Source organism: Rhizorhabdus wittichii, assembly GCF_017607425.1.
In the GTDB taxonomy this organism is placed as follows: Bacteria; Pseudomonadota; Alphaproteobacteria; order Sphingomonadales; family Sphingomonadaceae; genus Rhizorhabdus; species Rhizorhabdus wittichii.
Window position 1 is genome coordinate 3,979,338 of record NZ_CP059319.1, and the last position, 15,706, is coordinate 3,995,043.

At 67.6% G+C, this 15,706-nt stretch carries 21 protein-coding genes; 13 read left to right on the plus strand and 8 right to left on the minus strand.

Annotated features, from left to right (window positions below):
• Positions 1–13 precede the first annotated feature (13 nt).
• From HRJ34_RS19060 to HRJ34_RS19070, 3 genes are all read right to left on the minus strand, one after another.
• Positions 14–1,072, minus strand: a complete 1,059-nt coding sequence (locus HRJ34_RS19060; RefSeq protein ID WP_012049043.1) for a choice-of-anchor A family protein — start codon at positions 1,070–1,072, stop codon at positions 14–16.
• Positions 1,073–1,358: 286 nt separating this feature from the next.
• On the minus strand, positions 1,359–2,009 hold the full coding sequence (locus HRJ34_RS19065) for a YjbE family putative metal transport protein (RefSeq protein ID WP_012049042.1): 651 nt from the start codon (positions 2,007–2,009) through the stop codon (positions 1,359–1,361).
• A 48-nt stretch (positions 2,010–2,057) separates the two neighbouring features.
• Positions 2,058–2,915, minus strand: coding sequence for a class I SAM-dependent methyltransferase (locus tag HRJ34_RS19070; protein WP_226948857.1), 858 nt, complete (start codon positions 2,913–2,915; stop codon positions 2,058–2,060).
• A gap of 73 nt (positions 2,916–2,988) precedes the next feature.
• Here HRJ34_RS19070 and HRJ34_RS19075 point away from each other — a divergent pair, with 73 nt between their 5' ends.
• On the plus strand, positions 2,989–3,390 hold the full coding sequence (locus tag HRJ34_RS19075) for a helix-turn-helix domain-containing protein (RefSeq protein ID WP_012049040.1): 402 nt from the start codon (positions 2,989–2,991) through the stop codon (positions 3,388–3,390).
• Between the two features lie 48 nt (positions 3,391–3,438).
• Here HRJ34_RS19075 and HRJ34_RS19080 read toward each other — a convergent pair whose 3' ends face one another.
• The 4 genes from HRJ34_RS19080 to hemE form a co-directional block, all read right to left on the minus strand.
• Positions 3,439–4,143, minus strand: a complete 705-nt coding sequence (locus HRJ34_RS19080; RefSeq protein WP_208632129.1) for a class I SAM-dependent methyltransferase — start codon at positions 4,141–4,143, stop codon at positions 3,439–3,441.
• A gap of 18 nt (positions 4,144–4,161) precedes the next feature.
• Positions 4,162–5,418, minus strand: coding sequence for a transcription termination factor Rho (rho, locus tag HRJ34_RS19085; RefSeq protein ID WP_012049038.1), 1,257 nt, complete (start codon positions 5,416–5,418; stop codon positions 4,162–4,164).
• Between the two features lie 259 nt (positions 5,419–5,677).
• Entirely contained in the window at positions 5,678–6,130 is a 453-nt protein-coding gene (locus tag HRJ34_RS19090) for a CopD family protein (RefSeq protein ID WP_226948858.1), read from the minus strand.
• Positions 6,131–6,134: 4 nt separating this feature from the next.
• The gene (gene hemE / locus HRJ34_RS19095; RefSeq protein WP_208632130.1) at positions 6,135–7,169 is read right to left on the minus strand and encodes a uroporphyrinogen decarboxylase; all 1,035 of its coding nucleotides are present in this window, start codon (positions 7,167–7,169) and stop codon (positions 6,135–6,137) included.
• Between the two features lie 438 nt (positions 7,170–7,607).
• Here hemE and HRJ34_RS19100 point away from each other — a divergent pair, with 438 nt between their 5' ends.
• From HRJ34_RS19100 to HRJ34_RS19150, 11 genes are all read left to right on the plus strand, one after another.
• Positions 7,608–8,432 (plus strand): pyruvate, water dikinase regulatory protein, encoded by an 825-nt coding sequence (locus HRJ34_RS19100; protein WP_012049035.1) that lies wholly within the window; start codon positions 7,608–7,610, stop codon positions 8,430–8,432.
• 178 nt (positions 8,433–8,610) lie between these two features.
• Positions 8,611–9,204 (plus strand): Maf family protein, encoded by a 594-nt coding sequence (locus HRJ34_RS19105; RefSeq protein ID WP_012049034.1) that lies wholly within the window; start codon positions 8,611–8,613, stop codon positions 9,202–9,204.
• Positions 9,201–10,070, plus strand: coding sequence for a shikimate dehydrogenase (aroE, locus tag HRJ34_RS19110; protein ID WP_030091984.1), 870 nt, complete (start codon positions 9,201–9,203; stop codon positions 10,068–10,070). Before HRJ34_RS19105 ends, aroE begins: the two co-directional genes overlap by 4 nt.
• A gap of 13 nt (positions 10,071–10,083) precedes the next feature.
• Positions 10,084–10,692, plus strand: a complete 609-nt coding sequence (coaE, locus tag HRJ34_RS19115; protein WP_012049032.1) for a dephospho-CoA kinase — start codon at positions 10,084–10,086, stop codon at positions 10,690–10,692.
• The gene (gene dnaQ / locus HRJ34_RS19120; protein ID WP_012049031.1) at positions 10,685–11,389 is read left to right on the plus strand and encodes a DNA polymerase III subunit epsilon; all 705 of its coding nucleotides are present in this window, start codon (positions 10,685–10,687) and stop codon (positions 11,387–11,389) included. Before coaE ends, dnaQ begins: the two co-directional genes overlap by 8 nt.
• Before the next feature lie 79 nt (positions 11,390–11,468).
• Positions 11,469–12,050, plus strand: a complete 582-nt coding sequence (hpf, locus tag HRJ34_RS19125) for a ribosome hibernation-promoting factor, HPF/YfiA family (RefSeq protein WP_012049030.1) — start codon at positions 11,469–11,471, stop codon at positions 12,048–12,050.
• A 20-nt stretch (positions 12,051–12,070) separates the two neighbouring features.
• Positions 12,071–12,556, plus strand: a complete 486-nt coding sequence (locus HRJ34_RS19130) for a PTS sugar transporter subunit IIA (protein ID WP_012049029.1) — start codon at positions 12,071–12,073, stop codon at positions 12,554–12,556.
• A 22-nt stretch (positions 12,557–12,578) separates the two neighbouring features.
• Entirely contained in the window at positions 12,579–13,034 is a 456-nt protein-coding gene (locus HRJ34_RS19135; RefSeq protein ID WP_012049028.1) for a PaaI family thioesterase, read from the plus strand.
• A gap of 10 nt (positions 13,035–13,044) precedes the next feature.
• The gene (locus tag HRJ34_RS19140; RefSeq protein ID WP_012049027.1) at positions 13,045–13,383 is read left to right on the plus strand and encodes a DUF1491 family protein; all 339 of its coding nucleotides are present in this window, start codon (positions 13,045–13,047) and stop codon (positions 13,381–13,383) included.
• A 30-nt stretch (positions 13,384–13,413) separates the two neighbouring features.
• Positions 13,414–13,917 carry an MmcB family DNA repair protein gene (locus tag HRJ34_RS19145; protein ID WP_012049026.1) on the plus strand — a complete coding sequence of 168 codons (504 nt, stop codon included), beginning with the start codon at positions 13,414–13,416 and terminating at the stop codon, positions 13,915–13,917.
• 54 nt (positions 13,918–13,971) lie between these two features.
• Positions 13,972–14,424, plus strand: a complete 453-nt coding sequence (locus HRJ34_RS19150) for an acetyltransferase (protein WP_016744571.1) — start codon at positions 13,972–13,974, stop codon at positions 14,422–14,424.
• On the opposite strand, the gene HRJ34_RS19155 is transcribed toward HRJ34_RS19150, so the two are convergent.
• Positions 14,421–15,032: an ankyrin repeat domain-containing protein gene (locus HRJ34_RS19155; RefSeq protein ID WP_016744572.1), complete on the minus strand. Its 612-nt coding sequence runs from the start codon at positions 15,030–15,032 to the stop codon at positions 14,421–14,423. The genes HRJ34_RS19150 and HRJ34_RS19155 overlap by 4 nt on opposite strands.
• A 53-nt stretch (positions 15,033–15,085) precedes the next feature.
• Between HRJ34_RS19155 and HRJ34_RS19160 the strand changes: the two genes are divergently transcribed.
• On the plus strand, positions 15,086–15,706 hold the full coding sequence (locus tag HRJ34_RS19160; protein WP_012049023.1) for an SCO family protein: 621 nt from the start codon (positions 15,086–15,088) through the stop codon (positions 15,704–15,706).

Below are 15,706 nucleotides of genomic sequence, written 5' to 3' on the forward strand. Positions count from 1 at the left end.
GTCCAGGAACTACTCAGGCGGCCTGGACCACCAGGGTCCGGCGATTGCGGGTGCGCATCATCGCGCCGACCAGGCCGAAGCCGAGGATCAGCATCGCCCAGGTCGACGGCTCGGGCGCGACCGACACAGGGCCGTTGATGCTCGACAGGTCGCCCTGGAAATAATTGTTGTGGATCTCGCCGTTCGAATTCTGGCGGACGTTGTTGCCGATCACCGTGCCGTCGATATTGCCGCTGTTGCCGCCGGTGATGTCGGCGAAGACGCCGAGGATCGAGCCGCTGAACTGGCGGCCGATATCGACCGTGGTCGCCTCGTAGAAGTTGAACAGCACCCGGTTGTCGCCGCTGAAGCGATTGAAGTTGCGATCGAAGTCGATGTCGGTGCCGGCGACGTTGATGACCAGCGTCGCGTCGCTCGGCAGGCTGACCAGGAGCTGCTGGTTGCTGCTGCCCTCGAACATCGCTTCCGACCAGTTGAGCACCTGCAAGCCGCTGCCGGTCACGGTGATCTGCTGGTTGTTGCTGTCGCCGCCGACGCTGACGCCGCTGGTGTTGCCTAGCGCGGCGAGATTCTGGCTGAGGCTGATCAGCGACGCCTTGATGTCGTTCGACTGGCTCTGCAGCGTGCTGGTGAAGTCGGGCGCGCCCTGGGTGAAGGTGGTGTTGTTCGCCCAGGCGCTGTTGGAGCCGCCATAGGTGACCACGTTCTGGCCATTGTTGTTGAACGACCCGCTGACGCTGCCGCCGACACTGATGCCGCCGCCGGCGTTGACGCTGCCGTTGAGCGCGGCGCTGCCGACCACGGTCAGCGCCGGGGTGCCATAGCTCGACGACGGGATATTGTTGTTCTGGATGGTGAAGTTGCCGCCGGCATTGAAGGTGCCGCCCACGAACACGCGCCCGTCGACATGGTTGTACGAGGTGAAGTTGTTGAACGAGACGACGTTCCATTCCTTCAGCGCGGCGATGCCGGTCGAGACCGACTGGCCGACCAGCGCGGCGGACGCCTGCCCCGCATGGGCGACGGCCATCAGGCCGGCGACGATGATCGGAAAAGCACGGAACCCACGCATCGCTTCATCCCTACAACCAATTGGGCCGCAAACGGCGCCATTGGACGTCACCTATCAGATGAACGAAGCGTTTTCCAGTAATAAATGCCATTACCGCGCCAATATCGCGCAGATAGCTTCGAGAGAGATTGTAAAAAAATCCGACACTTCAGTAAATACATAGTTAAAATTAAATCTTACTACAAATACTACAAGAACAACCAAGACGAGAATCGTAAAGCATTGCAACATGAATCGCCGCGAGAAAACACCTTCCCGCGTCGAAAAAACCAGTGCTGAAGAGGATTCAGGCGATCAGCGGCCAGACCTGATGGCTGCCTTCCCAGATCATCTTGACCGCGACGTAGAGAATCACCGCGAGGCCGACATAGGCGATCCAGCGATAGCGCTCGATATAGCGGGCGATCAGATTGGCGGCGATGCCCATCAGCGCGACCGAGAGCAGCAGGCCGATGACGAGGATGCCGGGATGCTCGCGCGCCGCGCCGGCGACCGCGAGGACGTTGTCGAGGCTCATCGACACGTCGGCGACGGCGACCGCCCAGGCGGCACCGAGGAAGGTCTTGCTCTGCGGGATGCCGTCATGCTCGGTCGGGTCGGCGCCGGCCGGGGCGCCGGCGTGGCGCAGCTCGCGGAACATCTTCCACGACACCCAGAGCAGCAGCAGGCCGCCCGCGAGGACGAGCCCGACGATGCCCATCAACAGGCTGACGCTGACCGCGAAGACGATGCGCAGGACGAGCGCGGCGATGATGCCGATCAGGATCACCTTGCGCCGCTGGTCGGCGGGCAACCCGGCCGCCAGCGCGCCGACCACGATCGCATTGTCGCCGGCCAGCATGATGTCGATCATCAGCACCTGCACGAAGGCGGCCATCGCCGCCGGGCTGGTGATGTTGGAGAAATCCGCGACGATGTGATTCCAGAGATCGATCATGGCCCCTCCCTAGCCGAAAGCGGGTCGCTGTCGAGCCTGTTACCGTGATCAGCCCGTCGGACGGGCCGGGCGGACGCGGATCATCCAGCAGGCCGCTGTGAAGCGGACCAGGCCGTCGCGGCGATAGGGTTCGAAGCCCGCGCGCACGGCCGCGACGACGCGGGCCCGCAGCGCCTCGTCAAGGGTCGGCAGGACCCGGGCGAGCGCGCCGAGGCGGACCACATAGCCGTCGAGCTCGGCATCGGACATGGTGCAGTCGACGTCGACCGGAGCGATTTCGACACCGGTCCAGCCGGCCGCCGTCAGGATCGCATGCACCCGATCGGGATCGGCGAAGGCGAACTGGCCCGGCGCATCGGGATCGCGCGCGGGCTGCGGCGGCAGCAGCGGCGCGGCGGCGCGCTCGGCCGCGGTCATGAAGCCATTCTCGTCGGTCCCGCGCCATGCGAGCAGGACGAGCCCGCCGCCGTCGCGCACCGCACGCCGGAGATTGGCGAAGGCACGCACCGGATCGCCGAAGAACATCACCCCGAAGCGCGAAGTGACGAGGTCGAAGCTCGCCGGGACGAAGCCATGGCTTTCGACGTCGGCGTGGACGAAATGGGCCGCCGCCCCTTCCCGCTCGACGCGGGCGCGGGCAAGCCCGATCATCGGGCCCGAGATATCGGCGCCGACGCATTCCCCGCCGGGGCCGAGCGCCCCGGCAATGGCGAGCGTCGTCGCGCCGGTCCCACAGCCGACGTCGAGCACCCGCCCGCCGCGAACCTCGCGCGCCGCCTCGGCCAGCATCGCCGCGAACGGCGCGAACAGCCGGTCGAGCAGCACCTGCTCGTCGACCCAGGCCGCGCCGGCGATCCCGTTCCACAACGCCTGCTGCTCGGCGCGCACCGTTTCGGCGTCAGTCATGTCTTCCTCCTGCATTGTCCGCGAATCGACTTTGCCCTAGCTTGCCACTTCAAGCCGGCTTGAGGTCAAGACCATGCGCGACCTGGACATATCGGAGGTGGCGAAGCGATCGGGCGTCCCCGCCTCGACGCTGCGCTATTATGAGGAACGCGGACTGATCGCCGCGATCGGACGGCGCGGGCTGCGGCGGCTGTTCGATCCCGGCGTGCTCGAGCGGCTCGACCTGATCGCGCTCGGCCGCGCCGCCGGATTCTCGCTCGACGACATCCTGCCGATGGTGCGCCCCGACACGGCGCCACGGATCGACCGGTCGAGGCTGCTCGACAAGGCGGACGAGCTCGACCGCATGATCCGCCGGCTCGGCATGTTGCGCGACGGCCTGCGCCACGCCGCCGCCTGCCCCGAACCCGACCAGCTGCAATGCCCGAAATTCCGCCGGATCCTGCGGATCAACGCGCGACGGCGCGCGGCGTGAGCGCTCCCGACGTCATCCTGGCATTCGCTGGAATGACGGGACAGGTGTCTAGCGCTTCACCAGCTCGACATAGAGCCAGCCGCGCAGGCCGGCGAGGAAGGGGAGCTTGATCACCGCCTTCTCGAAGAAGGTCGCGAGCAGGAAGAGCGGCCCCACGCGATAGAACATCGCCGGATATTGGCCGTGCCGCTCGAACGCATCGATGCGGAAGCCATGGGCGGCGGCATGACGGGCGATCTGGCCGCGGTCGTTGGTCTTGTAGGCGGTCGGGAAGACGTCGATCTCGTCGCGTCCCTCGAAGCGGCGGACGATGCCGGCGTGGAAGCGGTTGGGGGTCAGCCGCGAGACGATCGAGACATAGTCCCAGCGGTTGGCGGTGAGGAAGATCCAGCGCCCGCCCGGCTTGAGCAGCCGCGCCGCCTCGCCATAGACCGCGTCGGGATCGACGACATGCTCCATCACCGAGCGCGAATAGATCAGGTCGACCGAGGCGTCGGGCAATGGAATCCGGCCGAGATCGGCCTCGATCAGCTCCATGCCCGGCTGCGGCTCGAGATGGACGAGGTCGACCCCGACCAGCGTCGCGCCGCTGTCGCGCAGCTCCTGGAGATTGGGAGCGGTGTGGCCACAGCCCGCGTCGAGGATGGTCAGGCCGGGAACGGCCAGTTCGAGCAGGCGGCGGCGCAGGCGGCGATAGGGATGCTCGACATGCGCCCAGAAGCGCCTGTAGGTCCAGTCGGTCAGCTCCCCCAAGCGCCGCTCCCTTCCCGCTTACTGGTTCATCGAGTCGAAGAAATCCTCGTTGGTCTTCGAATCCTTCATCTTGTCGAGCAGGAACTCCATCGCGTCGACGGTGCCCATCTGCATGAGGATGCGGCGAAGCACCCACATCTTCGACAGCTTGCCCTTGTCGACCAGCAGCTCCTCCTTGCGGGTGCCCGACTTGCCGACGTCCATCGCCGGGAAGATGCGCTTGTCGGCGACCTTGCGGTCGAGCACGATCTCGGAGTTGCCGGTGCCCTTGAACTCCTCGAAGATCACCTCGTCCATGCGGCTGCCGGTGTCGATCAGCGCGGTGGCGATGATCGAGAGCGAGCCGCCCTCCTCGATGTTGCGCGCGGCGCCGAAGAAGCGCTTCGGCCGCTGCAGCGCATTGGCGTCGACGCCGCCGGTCAGCACCTTGCCCGACGAAGGGACGACGGTGTTGTAGGCGCGGCCGAGGCGGGTGATCGAGTCGAGCAGGATCACCACGTCCTTCTTGTGCTCGACGAGGCGCTTGGCCTTCTCGATCACCATCTCGGCGACCTGGACGTGGCGCTGCGCCGGCTCGTCGAAGGTCGAGCTGATCACCTCGCCGTTCACCGAGCGCTGCATGTCGGTGACTTCCTCGGGCCGCTCGTCGATCAGCAGCACGATCAGGAACACCTCGGGATGGTTGTCGGTGATCGCCTTGGCGATGTTCTGGAGCAGCACCGTCTTGCCGACGCGCGGCGGCGCGACGATCAGCGCGCGCTGGCCCTTGCCCTGCGGCGAGACGATGTCGATGACGCGCGCCGACTTGTCCTTGACGGTCGGGTCGAGCGTGTCGAGCCGCAGCTTCTCTTCCGGATAGAGCGGCGTGAGATTGTCGAAATTGACGCGGTGGCGGACGACGTCGGGATCGTCGAAGTTGATCGACGCGAGCCGGGTCAGCGCGAAATAGCGCTCGCCGTCCTTGGGCGCACGAATCTCGCCCTCGACGGTGTCGCCGGTGCGCAGGCCGAACTTCCGCACCTGGTTGGGCGAGACGTAGATGTCGTCGGGACCGGCGAGATAGTTCGCCTCGGGGCTGCGCAGGAAGCCGAAGCCGTCGGGCAGCACCTCGATCGTGCCCTCGCCCATGATCTGCTCGCCATTTTCCGCCTCGACCTTGAGGATCGCGAACATCAGGTCCTGCTTGCGCATCGTCGACGCGCCCTCGACGCCGAGTTCTTCGGCCATGCTGACGAGGTCGGCGGGGCTCTTCTTCTTGAGGTCCTTCAAGTGCATCGAGGAGAATCCTGGGTCTGGGTCTTCAGATCGGTCGGGAGAAGTCTCGGGCGGCGATGGGAAAGGAGCCGCTTCGGTTTTCTGGCAGGAGAAAGGGTCCCCGCTCGGACGGCGGGCCTGTTCTTGGCCGGGAGGTAAGCGCGGCCCGGGTCCAAGTCAAGAGTCCGGCGACGGATCGAACCGTCCCCACCCATTCCCGTCATTCCAGCGGAAGCTGGAATCTCTCGCCGGGATGACGTTCGAAGCGTATCGAATCGCGTCAGAACGGCCGGACGATCACCAGGATCACGATCACCGCGGTGGCGATGCCGGGAATCTCGTTCATGAAGCGCAGCGCCTTGTCCGACGGGGCGCGATAGCCGGCCGCCATCCGCCGGCCATAGCCGACCGCCCAGCCATGGAAGCCCGACAGCAGGAAGACGGTGGCGAACTTCGCCTGGAACCAGTGGACGCCCCACAGCGCCTGGTCGAACGCCAGCATCAGTCCGAACAGCCACACCAGGATCATCGCCGGGGTGATGATGATCGACCGCAACCGCCGCTCGCGCTCGATCCACGCCCGATCCTCGGGCGATCCCGGCGCCGCGGCATGGTGGTAGATGAAGAAGCGCGGCAACATGAACAGCCCCGCCATCCAGAAGATGACGAAGATGACGTGCGCGGCCTTCACCCACGGATAGGCATTGCCCAGGAAACCCATCATCGTCGTCATGGCTTCATCCCCTGACTCTCGCGAGCAGCCGCTCGACATGGGCGATCGGCGTATCGAGCAGGATTCCGTGGCCCAGGTTGAACACATGCGGGCGTCCGGGGAAAGCCCCAAGGATCGCATCGACCGCGGTGTCGAGCCCCTCGCCCCCCGATACCAGCGCGAGCGGATCGAGATTGCCCTGCACGGTCAGCCCCTCGGGCAGGTTGGCATGGGCCCAGGCCGGATCGACGGTCTCGTCGAGCCCGACCGCGTCGACCCCGGTCTCGCGGGCATAAGCGGGGAGCTTGCCGCCCGCGCCCTTCGGGAAGCCGATCACCGGCACGCCCGGATGGCGCGCATGGAGCCGGCGCACCAGCTCGGCGGTGGGGGCGATCACCCAGCGCTCGAACTCGCGCGGGGCGAGGCTGCCCGCCCAGCTGTCGAACAGCTGCACGGCGTCGACGCCCGCCTCGATCTGCTTCGACAGATAATCGGCGGTGGCATCGACCAGCGCGTCGATGATCGCCTGGAATCCGGCCGGGTCGCGATAGGCCTTGCGCCGCGTCTCGGCCTGCTCGCGGCTGCCCTGCCCCGCGACCATGTAGGTGGCGACGGTCCAGGGGCTGCCCGCGAAGCCGAGGAAGGTCGTCTCGGCCGGCAGCGCCGCGCGCACCCGGCGGACGGTGCCGTAGATCGGCTCCAGCCGCGCCGGCACCGGTTCGAGATCGGCGAGCGTCCGGTCGACCAGGGTCGGCGACAGGCGCGGCCCCTCGCCCGCCTCGAAGCGCAGGTCCTGGCCCATCGCATGCGGGATGATCAGGATGTCGGAGAACAGGATCGCGCCGTCGAAGCCGAAGCGGCGGATCGGCTGGAGGGTGATCTCGGCCGCGGCGTCGCTGTCATAGGCCAGTTCGAGGAAGCCGCCCTTGGTCTCCCGCAGCGCGCGATATTCGGGAAGATAGCGGCCCGCCTGGCGCATCAGCCAGACCGGCGGGGGATCGCGGCGCTCACCCCGGAGCACGGCGAGCAGGGGGCGCGTCTCGGCGGGAAGGGCAGCCATTATCTTCCTTATTGATTCTTTAAAGAGAGATTGAAGGGGTTTGTAGGGCGTCGCGAGCCGGGGTTTATTCACAGTTGGCGCGATTGCCAACAGCTTGACTCACGGGGAATCCCGGGACCCTTCCGAGTCCCTCGCGCCATTCCCATTATCCACAGGCTGTGGATCGATTCCGTCCCCTGTGGATGAATCGCCGGAGATCGGCGCGGTCAGCGGGGATGAATCCGCCGCTTGAAAGCGTCCCCGCCCTTCCGCTAGCTCCATCCGCATGGTTTTCCACAGATCCGTCCCCCCGGGTGTCGTTGTCGAGAGTTTCAGCTTTGCTGAAACTGCGGCACCGGCCCGCTCCCCCACCCGACCTCCCAAACAGCGTATCCTAGTGAGAGGCCGGGTGGGGGAGCGGGCCGGTGCCGCGATCCACGTCAGTGGATCAAACAACTCATGATCCGCCTTCACCTCCACCTCCTGTCGGATTCGACCGGCGAGACGCTCGAGAACATCGCCAAGGCCGGGCTCGCCCAGTTCGAGGGGGTCGAGACGATCAAGCATTTCTGGCCGATGGTGCGCAGCCAGGGCCATCTCGACCGCATCCTCCTCGAAATCGCGCAGCGGCCGGGACTGGTCATCTTCACGCTGGTCAACAACGACATCCGCACGCGGCTCGAATCGCGCTGCCATGCGCTCGGCCTGCCGAGCGTCTCGGCGCTCGATCCGGTGATCGACGCGCTGTCGCAACTGCTCGGCCAGCAGGCGCTCGCCCGGCCGGGCCGCCAGCACATCCTCGACGCGGCCTATTATGCGCGGGTCGAGGCGATCCAGTACACGATCGCGCATGACGACGGCATCGCCTCCGAGGATTGGGAAGAGGCCGACATCGTCCTGACCGGCGTGTCGCGATCGTCGAAGACGCCGACCTCGATCTACCTCGCCAATCGGGGCTACAAGGTCGCCAATGTCCCGCTGGTGGTCGAATCCCCGCCGCCGCCGTCCTTCTATTCGCTGGTCCACCCGCTGATCGTCGGGCTGACCACCAGCCCCGAGCGGCTGGTGCAGATCCGCCGCAACCGGCTGCTGTCGCTCAACCAGTCGCCCGAGACCGCCTATGTCGACCATGAGAGGGTCGCCGCCGAGCTGAGCTTCGCGCGGCGCATCTTCTCCGACCATGGCTGGCCGGTGATCGACGTCACCCGCCGCTCGATCGAGGAGACGGCGGCGGCGATCATCAACCTCGTCAACGAACGCTCGGCGAAGGAGGAGGCGAAGTGAGGGCGTCTCTCGCCGTCCTCCTCTCCGTCATTCCCGCGAAGGCGGGAATCCACCAGGCCGCCTGGTCGTGCCTCTGTTGGTTCGGGACTCGCTCGCCGGTGGATTCCCGCCTTCGCGGGAATGACGATGGGAGAGGTACGTCCCTCTTCTCGAATGTCCTCACCAGGGAAGCCCGCCCATGCTGATCCTCGCCTCGCAATCCGCCTCGCGCCGGGCGATGCTCGATGCGGCCGGGGTGCCGTTCACGGCGATGGCGGCCGGGGTCGACGAGGATGCGATGAAGGCGGGCCTGCGCGCCGAGGGTGTGTCGCCGCGCAACCTCGCCGACGCGCTGGCCGAGCTCAAGGCGACCAAGCTGTCGCGGCGCCATCCGACCGACCTGGTGCTCGGCTGCGATTCGACCGTCGCGTTCGACGACGGCACGATGATCGACAAGGCCGAGAGCCGCGAGGCGCAGCGCGATCTGCTGCTGCGGCTGTCGGGCCAGCGCCACAAGCTGCACAGCGCCGCGGTGATCTGCGAGGGCGGCGCGCCGGTCTGGCGCCATGTCGACAGCGCGACCCTCCACGTCCGGCCGCTCGGCGAGGCGTTCGTCGATGCCTATCTCGACACCGAATGGCCCGAGATCGGCCATTGCGTCGGCGGCTATCGGATCGAGGGGCGCGGCGCCCAGCTCTTCTCGCGGATCGAGGGCAGCCAGTTCACCATATTGGGGCTGCCGCTGCTGCCGCTGCTCGACTATCTGCGCCTTCGGGGGGTGATGCCGTCATGAGCGAACTGCCTTTTGCGCCTGGTGCTTTCGCGGAAGTGATCGGCGATCCGATCGGCCATTCGAAGTCGCCGACGATCCACAAATTCTGGCTCGACCGGGCCGGAATCCCAGCGGACTATCGCGCGGCGCATGTGAAACCCGAAGACCTGTGGATCTATTTCGAGGAACGCCGCCGCGATCCCGCCTGGCGCGGCTGCAACGTCACCATTCCGCACAAGCAGGCGGTGATGAAGCTCGTCGACCGGATCGACCCCGCCGCCGAGCGGATCGGCGCGGTCAACACGGTGGTGCCGGAGGACGGCAAGCTGGTCGGCTACAACACCGACTATGCCGGATTCCTGGAGCCGATCCGGCCGCTGCTCGCGCAGCAGCACCTGTTCCGCATGGCGCGGGTGTTCGGCACCGGCGGCGCGGCCAAGGCGGTGGTGCTCGCGCTCCACGACCATGGCTTCACCATCGTCGTCGCCGCCCGCGACCTGGACAAGGCGCGGGCGCTGCGCGAGGCGTTCGAGCCCGACGAGCGGCTGATCGCGCCGATCGAGATCTTCGCCGACCCGACCGATTTCCCGTTCGACGATCGCGAGGGCATTCTCGACCTCGTCGTCAACACCACCTCGCTCGGCATGAACGGGCAGCCGCCGCTCGCGCTCGACTTCAGCCATGTCCCGCCCGATGCGGTGATCTACGACATCGTCTACGCTCCGCTCGAGACTCCGCTGCTCGCCGAGGCGAAACGCCACGGGCTGCGCACGATCGACGGACTCCACATGCTGATCGGCCAGGCGGCGGCGGCGTTCGAGCGATTCTATGGCCGGCCCGCGCCGCGCGACGCCGACGATGCGTTGCGCGCGTTGCTGGTCGCCTGAGCGCGGGATCGCGATGATCGTCCTCGGCCTCACCGGATCGATCGGCATGGGCAAGTCGACCGTGGCGACGATGTTCCGCCGACTCGGCGTCCCCGTCTACGACGCCGACGCGGAGGTCCACCGTCTCCAGGGGCGCGGCGGCAAGCTGGTCGCGGCGATCGAGGCGGCCTTTCCCGGCACGGCGGGGCCGCACGGCATCGACCGCGCGGTGCTCGGCAAGGCGGTGCTCGGCGACAAGGCGGCGCTCCACCGACTCGAACGGATCATCCACCCCGCGCTCGTCGAGTCGCGCCGACTCTTCCTCCGGCGGCACCGATCGCGCCCGCTGGTGGTGCTCGACATCCCGCTGCTGTTCGAGAAGAAGGGCTGGCGGCAGGTCGACGCGATCGCGGTGGTGTCGGCCCCGGCCTGGAAACAGGCCCGCCGCGTGCTCGCGCGGCCGGGGATGAATCCGTTGAAACTCAAGCATATCCGTTCGCTGCAACTGCCCGACCACCAGAAGCGCGCCCGCGCCGACATGGTGATCGACACCGGCGGCGCGATCGACCGGACCCGTGGGGCCGTCCGTCATCTCGTCTCTTGCCTCACCGCGCGCGGAGTCCGATATTGCCGGCATGCGTGAAATCGTCTTCGACACCGAAACAACCGGCCTGAACCCCGCCACGGGCGATCGGCTGGTCGAGATAGGCTGCGTCGAACTGGTCAACCGGGTCGAGACCGGCAACAGCTTCCACTGCTATTTCAACCCACAGCGATCGATGCCGTTCGAGGCGGAGCAGGTCCACGGCCTGTCCGAACGCTTCCTGAGCGACAAGCCGCTGTTCGCCGACAAGGTCGAGGAACTGCTCGCCTTCATCGGCGACGCGCCGCTGGTCGCGCATAATGCCAGCTTCGACTTCGGCTTCCTCAACTGGGAACTGGGCGCCTGCGGCCGGTCGATCGTCGACATGGGCCGGATGGTCGACACGCTGCAGATCGCCCGCAAGATGCACCCCGGCGCCAAGCACAGCCTCGATGCGCTGTGCAGCCGCTACGGGATCGACCGCAGCCACCGCGTCAAGCATGGCGCGCTGCTCGACGCGCAGCTCCTCGCCCAGCTCTATGTCGAGCTGACCGGCGGCCGCCAGATCGGCCTGTCGATGGGCGAGGCCGTGGTCGAGGAGGTCGTCGTCGTCGCCACCCCGCGCGCGACGGTGGCGGCGAGCAGGACCATAAGGGCGATCCGCCCCCATTTCGCAAGCGAGGAGGAACTGGAACGACACAAGGCTTTCGTTGAGAAGCTCGACGCGCCGCTCTGGCTGGAGGGTGCGACGGGCTGAGAAGACAATCCGATAATGTCCGGATGGCGGAAAGCCCCGAGGCGGTCCACCACCGGCAGACCAGAGTTGGAGAATTGCCATGGAAATTCGCGTTTCGGGACATCAGGTTGATACGGGCAACGCCCTCCGCACCCATGTCGAGACCCGGCTCCACGCGATCGCCGACAAATTCTTCTCGCGAAGCCTGTCCGCGCATGTGACCTTCGGGCGCGGCCAGCACGGCAACGGCTTTTCCTGCGACATCGTCGCCCATGTCATGCACGGCGTGATCCTGAAGGGATCGAGCCAGGCGATGGAAGCCCATCCCTGCTTCGACCAGGCCGCCGACCGGATCGAGACCCAGCTCCGCCGCTATATGAACCGGCTCAAGTCGCGCACGCCCGCGACTCCGCAGCTCGTCGACGCGATCGACGAGAATGCCGGCTACACCGTGTTCGAGGCGCCGGCCGAGGAGGAGGTGTCCGGCGACAGCCCGGTGATCATCGCCGAGACGCGGGTCGACGTGCCCGACGCCAGCGTGTCCGACGCGGTGATGATGCTCGACCTCCGAAATACGACCGCGCTTCTCTTCCGAAATTCTGGTACGGGCGCCTTCAATATGGTGTATCGGCGCACCGACGGCACGATCGGCTGGGTGGAGCCGAGCCGGGCGGCCGGATAAGGAATAGCGAACCCCGTCGAATGACTGACAACAAATCGATGGACGACCTGAGCGACCTGCTATCGCCTCAGGCGGTGCAGGCCGCATTGATCGTCCCCAACAAGAAAGCCCTGTTCCAGCAGCTGGCCGGCGTGGCCGCGAAACTCGTCGACGGCGAGGCGCGGGTGATCGTCGACCGGCTGGTGGAGCGCGAGCGGCTGGGGTCGACCGGCTTCGGCGGCGGCGTCGCGATTCCGCACGGCAAGATCGAGGGGCTCGATCGCGTCGTCGGCCTGTTCGCGCGACTCGCCAACCCGATCGACTTCGCCGCGATCGACGACCTGCCGGTCGACCTGGTCTTCCTGCTGCTCTCGCCGGTCGACGCGGGGGTCGAGCATCTCAAGGCGCTCGCCCGGGTCAGCCGGCGGATGCGCGACAAGGCGTTCGTCGCCAAGCTTCGCGGCGCCGGGTCGGACGATGCGCTCTACGCGCTGTTCGCGGCCGGCGAGGCCCGGCACGCGGCCTGACGCCGCCGATGGGCCTGGCGCGATGAGCGGGGAGACCGGGGCCGAGGCGCATTATCGCGCGCTCGAATCGCTCTATGCGGCGGCGCCGATCAACCGGCTGTTCCAGTCGCGGCTGGAGATCGACGGCGAGGGGGTGTCGCGCATCCACTTCACCGTCGACCCGGTCCATTTCCATGCCGCCGGCGCGGCGCACGGCACCACCTATTTCAAGATGCTCGACGACGCCGCCTTCTATGCGGCGAACAGCCTGGTCAACGACTTCTTCCTGCTCACCACCGCCTTCAACCTGTTGCTCACCCGGCCGATGAAGGAAGGGCCGGTGACCGCCGAAGGGCGCTGGGTCAACGGCCGCCGCCGGGTGCTGGTCGCCGACGCGCGGCTGATCGACGCGGAGGGGGAGGAGGTCGCGCGCGGCACCGGGACCTTCATGCGATCGCGCATCCCGCTCGCCACCCTGCCGGGTTACGCGCGGTTGTGAGCAAGCGGGCGTGACCGAGCCGCGGGCGGCGGCCGGGCTGCTCGTCTCGGCGCTGATTCGCCGGATCGAGGCCGAGGGCGGGTCGGCGATGGTGATCCACCGTGGCGACGCGATCGCCGGCGCGATCCTGCTGCTGCTCGCCGATCGCGGCGTGCTCGGCGCGATCGTCGAGCGGGTCTGGCGGTTCGAGGGCGGCCACGGCCTCGAACGGGTCGGCCCCGCCGATCCGAACGAGCCGGGCGCGGCCGGCGACTATGTCGCGCGGCGGCGGCGCTCCGATCCCGATCTCTGGGCGGTCGAGATCGACCATCCCGAGGCCGGGCGCATCGCGGGCGAGGTGCTGCTCTAACCCGGCGGGGGCCTTTCCATCGTTCCCGCAATGTTCTATCCCAGACCCATGGCCGGCGCCCCCGACTCGATCGATTCGCTCGCCCCGATGGTCGCGACCGACGTCGCGCGCGGGGTGGCGCGGATGTTCCTCCAGGCCGAGCTGACCCCGCTGCCCGAGGTGCCGCTCGGCAATGGCCGGCGCGCCGACATCATGGCGATCGACGCCAAGGGCTGCATCACCATCGTCGAGATCAAGGTGTCGCGCGCCGACCTGCTCGGCGACGCCAAATGGCCCTTCTACCTCGATTATTGCGACCGCTTCTTCTGGGCGGTGCCCGGCGGGTTCGACCTGGCGCCGTTCGGCACCGACGCCTTCCGTCCCGACTGCTGCGGGCTGATCGTCGCCGACCGCTACGAGGCCGCGGTCCTGCGCGAGCCGCTCCACCGCCCGCTGCCCGGCGCGCGTCGCAAGGCCGAAACCCTCCGCTTCGCCCGCCGCGCCGCGCGCCGGCTGTGGGGCGACCTCGACCCGTTTCCGGAAAGCTGCGTGTAGGAGAGGCGTCGGACCCGTTGCCGGCGTCCGCCCGCGCCGCTATCAGCCGCGCCGATGATCAGGATCAGGCCGATGCGACCCGGGGAAGGCGCCCGCGCGGTGGAGATCTGGGGCGATGCGGTCGACGCCACCCATGATTTCCTGACGCCCGGGGATCGCGCCGCGATCGGCCGCGAGGTCGCGGAATTCCTGCCGGGCGCGCCGCTCTGGCTGGCGGTCGGCGAGGACGATCGCGCGATCGGCTTCCTGCTGATGAACGATTCGCACATGGAGGCGCTGTTCGTCGATCCGCGGCATCGCGGCGCCGGCGTCGGCCGCGCGCTGGTCGATCATGCGGCGGCGTTGCACGGCGCGGTCACCACCGACGTCAACGAGCAGAACGGGCAGGCGGTGGGCTTCTACCGGCGGCTCGGCTTCGTGCCGACCGGCCGCTCGGACCGCGACGGACAGGGGCGCCCCTATCCGCTGGTCCATCTGCTGCTCGATCGGCCGCTATCCCAGGCTTAAAGCCCCGGCCCCGCGATGTTCTTCTTCGGCGCGACGGTCGATTTGGTCTCGTCGATCACCTTGAGCACCGCGCTGCCGCGCGGGTCCTCCGAGGCATAGTCGCGGGCGGACTTGCCGGCGATGCGGTCGGCGATCTTCGGGTCGGCGCCGTTCATCAGCAGCAGGCGGACCATCGGCACGTTGCGCTGCTGCACCGCGATGATCAGCGGCGTCTCCCCGCTGTTGTTGGCCATGTTGACCTGGGCGTTGCGGCCCAGCAGCAGTTCGGCCCCCTCGGTGAAGCCGAGCAGCGCCGCGGCGTGGAGCGGGGCGTTGCCCTGCGCGTCGCGGACATTGGGGTTGGCGCCCTTGCCGAGCAGGAAGCTCGACCAGGTCAGGTCGCGGCGCTTGATCGTGATCATCAGCGCGGTCTCGCCGGTCGAATAGTCGCGCGTGTTGACCATGGTCGCGCCATTGCCTTCGAGGGCCTTGGTCGCCTTCGCCCCGTCCGACTGGCGGACCGCGTTGAGGAAATTATAGCTGTCCGAGAATTGCGCGGCGGCGGGGGCGGCAGCGAGGCCTATCGTGGCGGCGACGCAAGCGGCCAGCAGGTGGCGGCGGATCATCATATGTGGCATGTCCCTGTTATGAAACGCCCTTGCGCCTGGGCCAATAGCAAAGCATGGCTGGCCGCACCATGAACAATCCGATCCTGTCGCGCGCGCTCGCCGCGCTGTTGCTGCTGGCGGCTCCGCCCCTGCTGTCGGGCTGCGGCCCCGCGCGCGAGACGCCGCCGCTGGCCGACGCGAAGATCGGCGGCCCCTTCACCCTGACCGACCAGGACGGCCGCAAGGTCAGCGACGGCGATTTCGCCGGTAAGTACCGGCTGATCTATTTCGGCTACACCTTCTGCCCCGACGTCTGCCCGGTCGACGTGCAGACGCTGATGAAGGGATATCGGAAGGTCGAGGCGTCGAACCCGGCGCTGGCGGCGAAGATCCAGCCGATCTTCATCACCGTCGATCCCGCGCGCGACACCCCGGCCGTGCTGAAGCAGTTCGTCCGCGCCTTCCATCCCAAGCTGATCGGCCTGACCGGCAGCGAGGCCGAGATCGCCGCCGTCGCCAAGGAATTCGCGATCTACTACAAGAAGCAGCAGGGCTCGCCCGGCACCCCCGGCTATCTGGTCGACCATAGCCGCCAGGCGATGCTGTTCGATCCGCAGGGCAAGCCGCTGGCGCTGGTCGCGCAGGACAAGGACGCCGACACGGTCGCCGCCGACATCGAGCGCTGGGCGCGCTGA

Excerpts from the sequence above, each read along its gene's own strand:
- rho (WP_012049038.1), bottom strand. The coding sequence starts at position 5,418 with ATGCACTTGAAGGACCTCAAGAAGAAGAGCCCCGCCGACCTCGTCAGC.
- HRJ34_RS19160 (WP_012049023.1), top strand. The coding sequence starts at position 15,086 with ATGGCTGGCCGCACCATGAACAATCCGATCCTGTCGCGCGCGCTCGCC.
- HRJ34_RS19130 (WP_012049029.1), top strand. The coding sequence starts at position 12,071 with ATGACTGACAACAAATCGATGGACGACCTGAGCGACCTGCTATCGCCT.
- HRJ34_RS19060 (WP_012049043.1), bottom strand. The coding sequence starts at position 1,072 with ATGCGTGGGTTCCGTGCTTTTCCGATCATCGTCGCCGGCCTGATGGCC.
- HRJ34_RS19135 (WP_012049028.1), top strand. The coding sequence starts at position 12,579 with ATGAGCGGGGAGACCGGGGCCGAGGCGCATTATCGCGCGCTCGAATCG.
- HRJ34_RS19155 (WP_016744572.1), bottom strand. The coding sequence starts at position 15,032 with ATGATGATCCGCCGCCACCTGCTGGCCGCTTGCGTCGCCGCCACGATA.
- HRJ34_RS19065 (WP_012049042.1), bottom strand. The coding sequence starts at position 2,009 with ATGATCGATCTCTGGAATCACATCGTCGCGGATTTCTCCAACATCACC.
- HRJ34_RS19100 (WP_012049035.1), top strand. The coding sequence starts at position 7,608 with ATGATCCGCCTTCACCTCCACCTCCTGTCGGATTCGACCGGCGAGACG.
- HRJ34_RS19105 (WP_012049034.1), top strand. The coding sequence starts at position 8,611 with ATGCTGATCCTCGCCTCGCAATCCGCCTCGCGCCGGGCGATGCTCGAT.
- aroE (WP_030091984.1), top strand. The coding sequence starts at position 9,201 with ATGAGCGAACTGCCTTTTGCGCCTGGTGCTTTCGCGGAAGTGATCGGC.
- HRJ34_RS19145 (WP_012049026.1), top strand. The coding sequence starts at position 13,414 with ATGTTCTATCCCAGACCCATGGCCGGCGCCCCCGACTCGATCGATTCG.
- HRJ34_RS19150 (WP_016744571.1), top strand. The coding sequence starts at position 13,972 with ATGATCAGGATCAGGCCGATGCGACCCGGGGAAGGCGCCCGCGCGGTG.
- coaE (WP_012049032.1), top strand. The coding sequence starts at position 10,084 with ATGATCGTCCTCGGCCTCACCGGATCGATCGGCATGGGCAAGTCGACC.
- HRJ34_RS19075 (WP_012049040.1), top strand. The coding sequence starts at position 2,989 with ATGCGCGACCTGGACATATCGGAGGTGGCGAAGCGATCGGGCGTCCCC.
- dnaQ (WP_012049031.1), top strand. The coding sequence starts at position 10,685 with ATGCGTGAAATCGTCTTCGACACCGAAACAACCGGCCTGAACCCCGCC.
- hpf (WP_012049030.1), top strand. The coding sequence starts at position 11,469 with ATGGAAATTCGCGTTTCGGGACATCAGGTTGATACGGGCAACGCCCTC.
- HRJ34_RS19090 (WP_226948858.1), bottom strand. The coding sequence starts at position 6,130 with ATGACGACGATGATGGGTTTCCTGGGCAATGCCTATCCGTGGGTGAAG.
- HRJ34_RS19070 (WP_226948857.1), bottom strand. The coding sequence starts at position 2,915 with ATGACTGACGCCGAAACGGTGCGCGCCGAGCAGCAGGCGTTGTGGAAC.
- hemE (WP_208632130.1), bottom strand. The coding sequence starts at position 7,169 with ATGGCTGCCCTTCCCGCCGAGACGCGCCCCCTGCTCGCCGTGCTCCGG.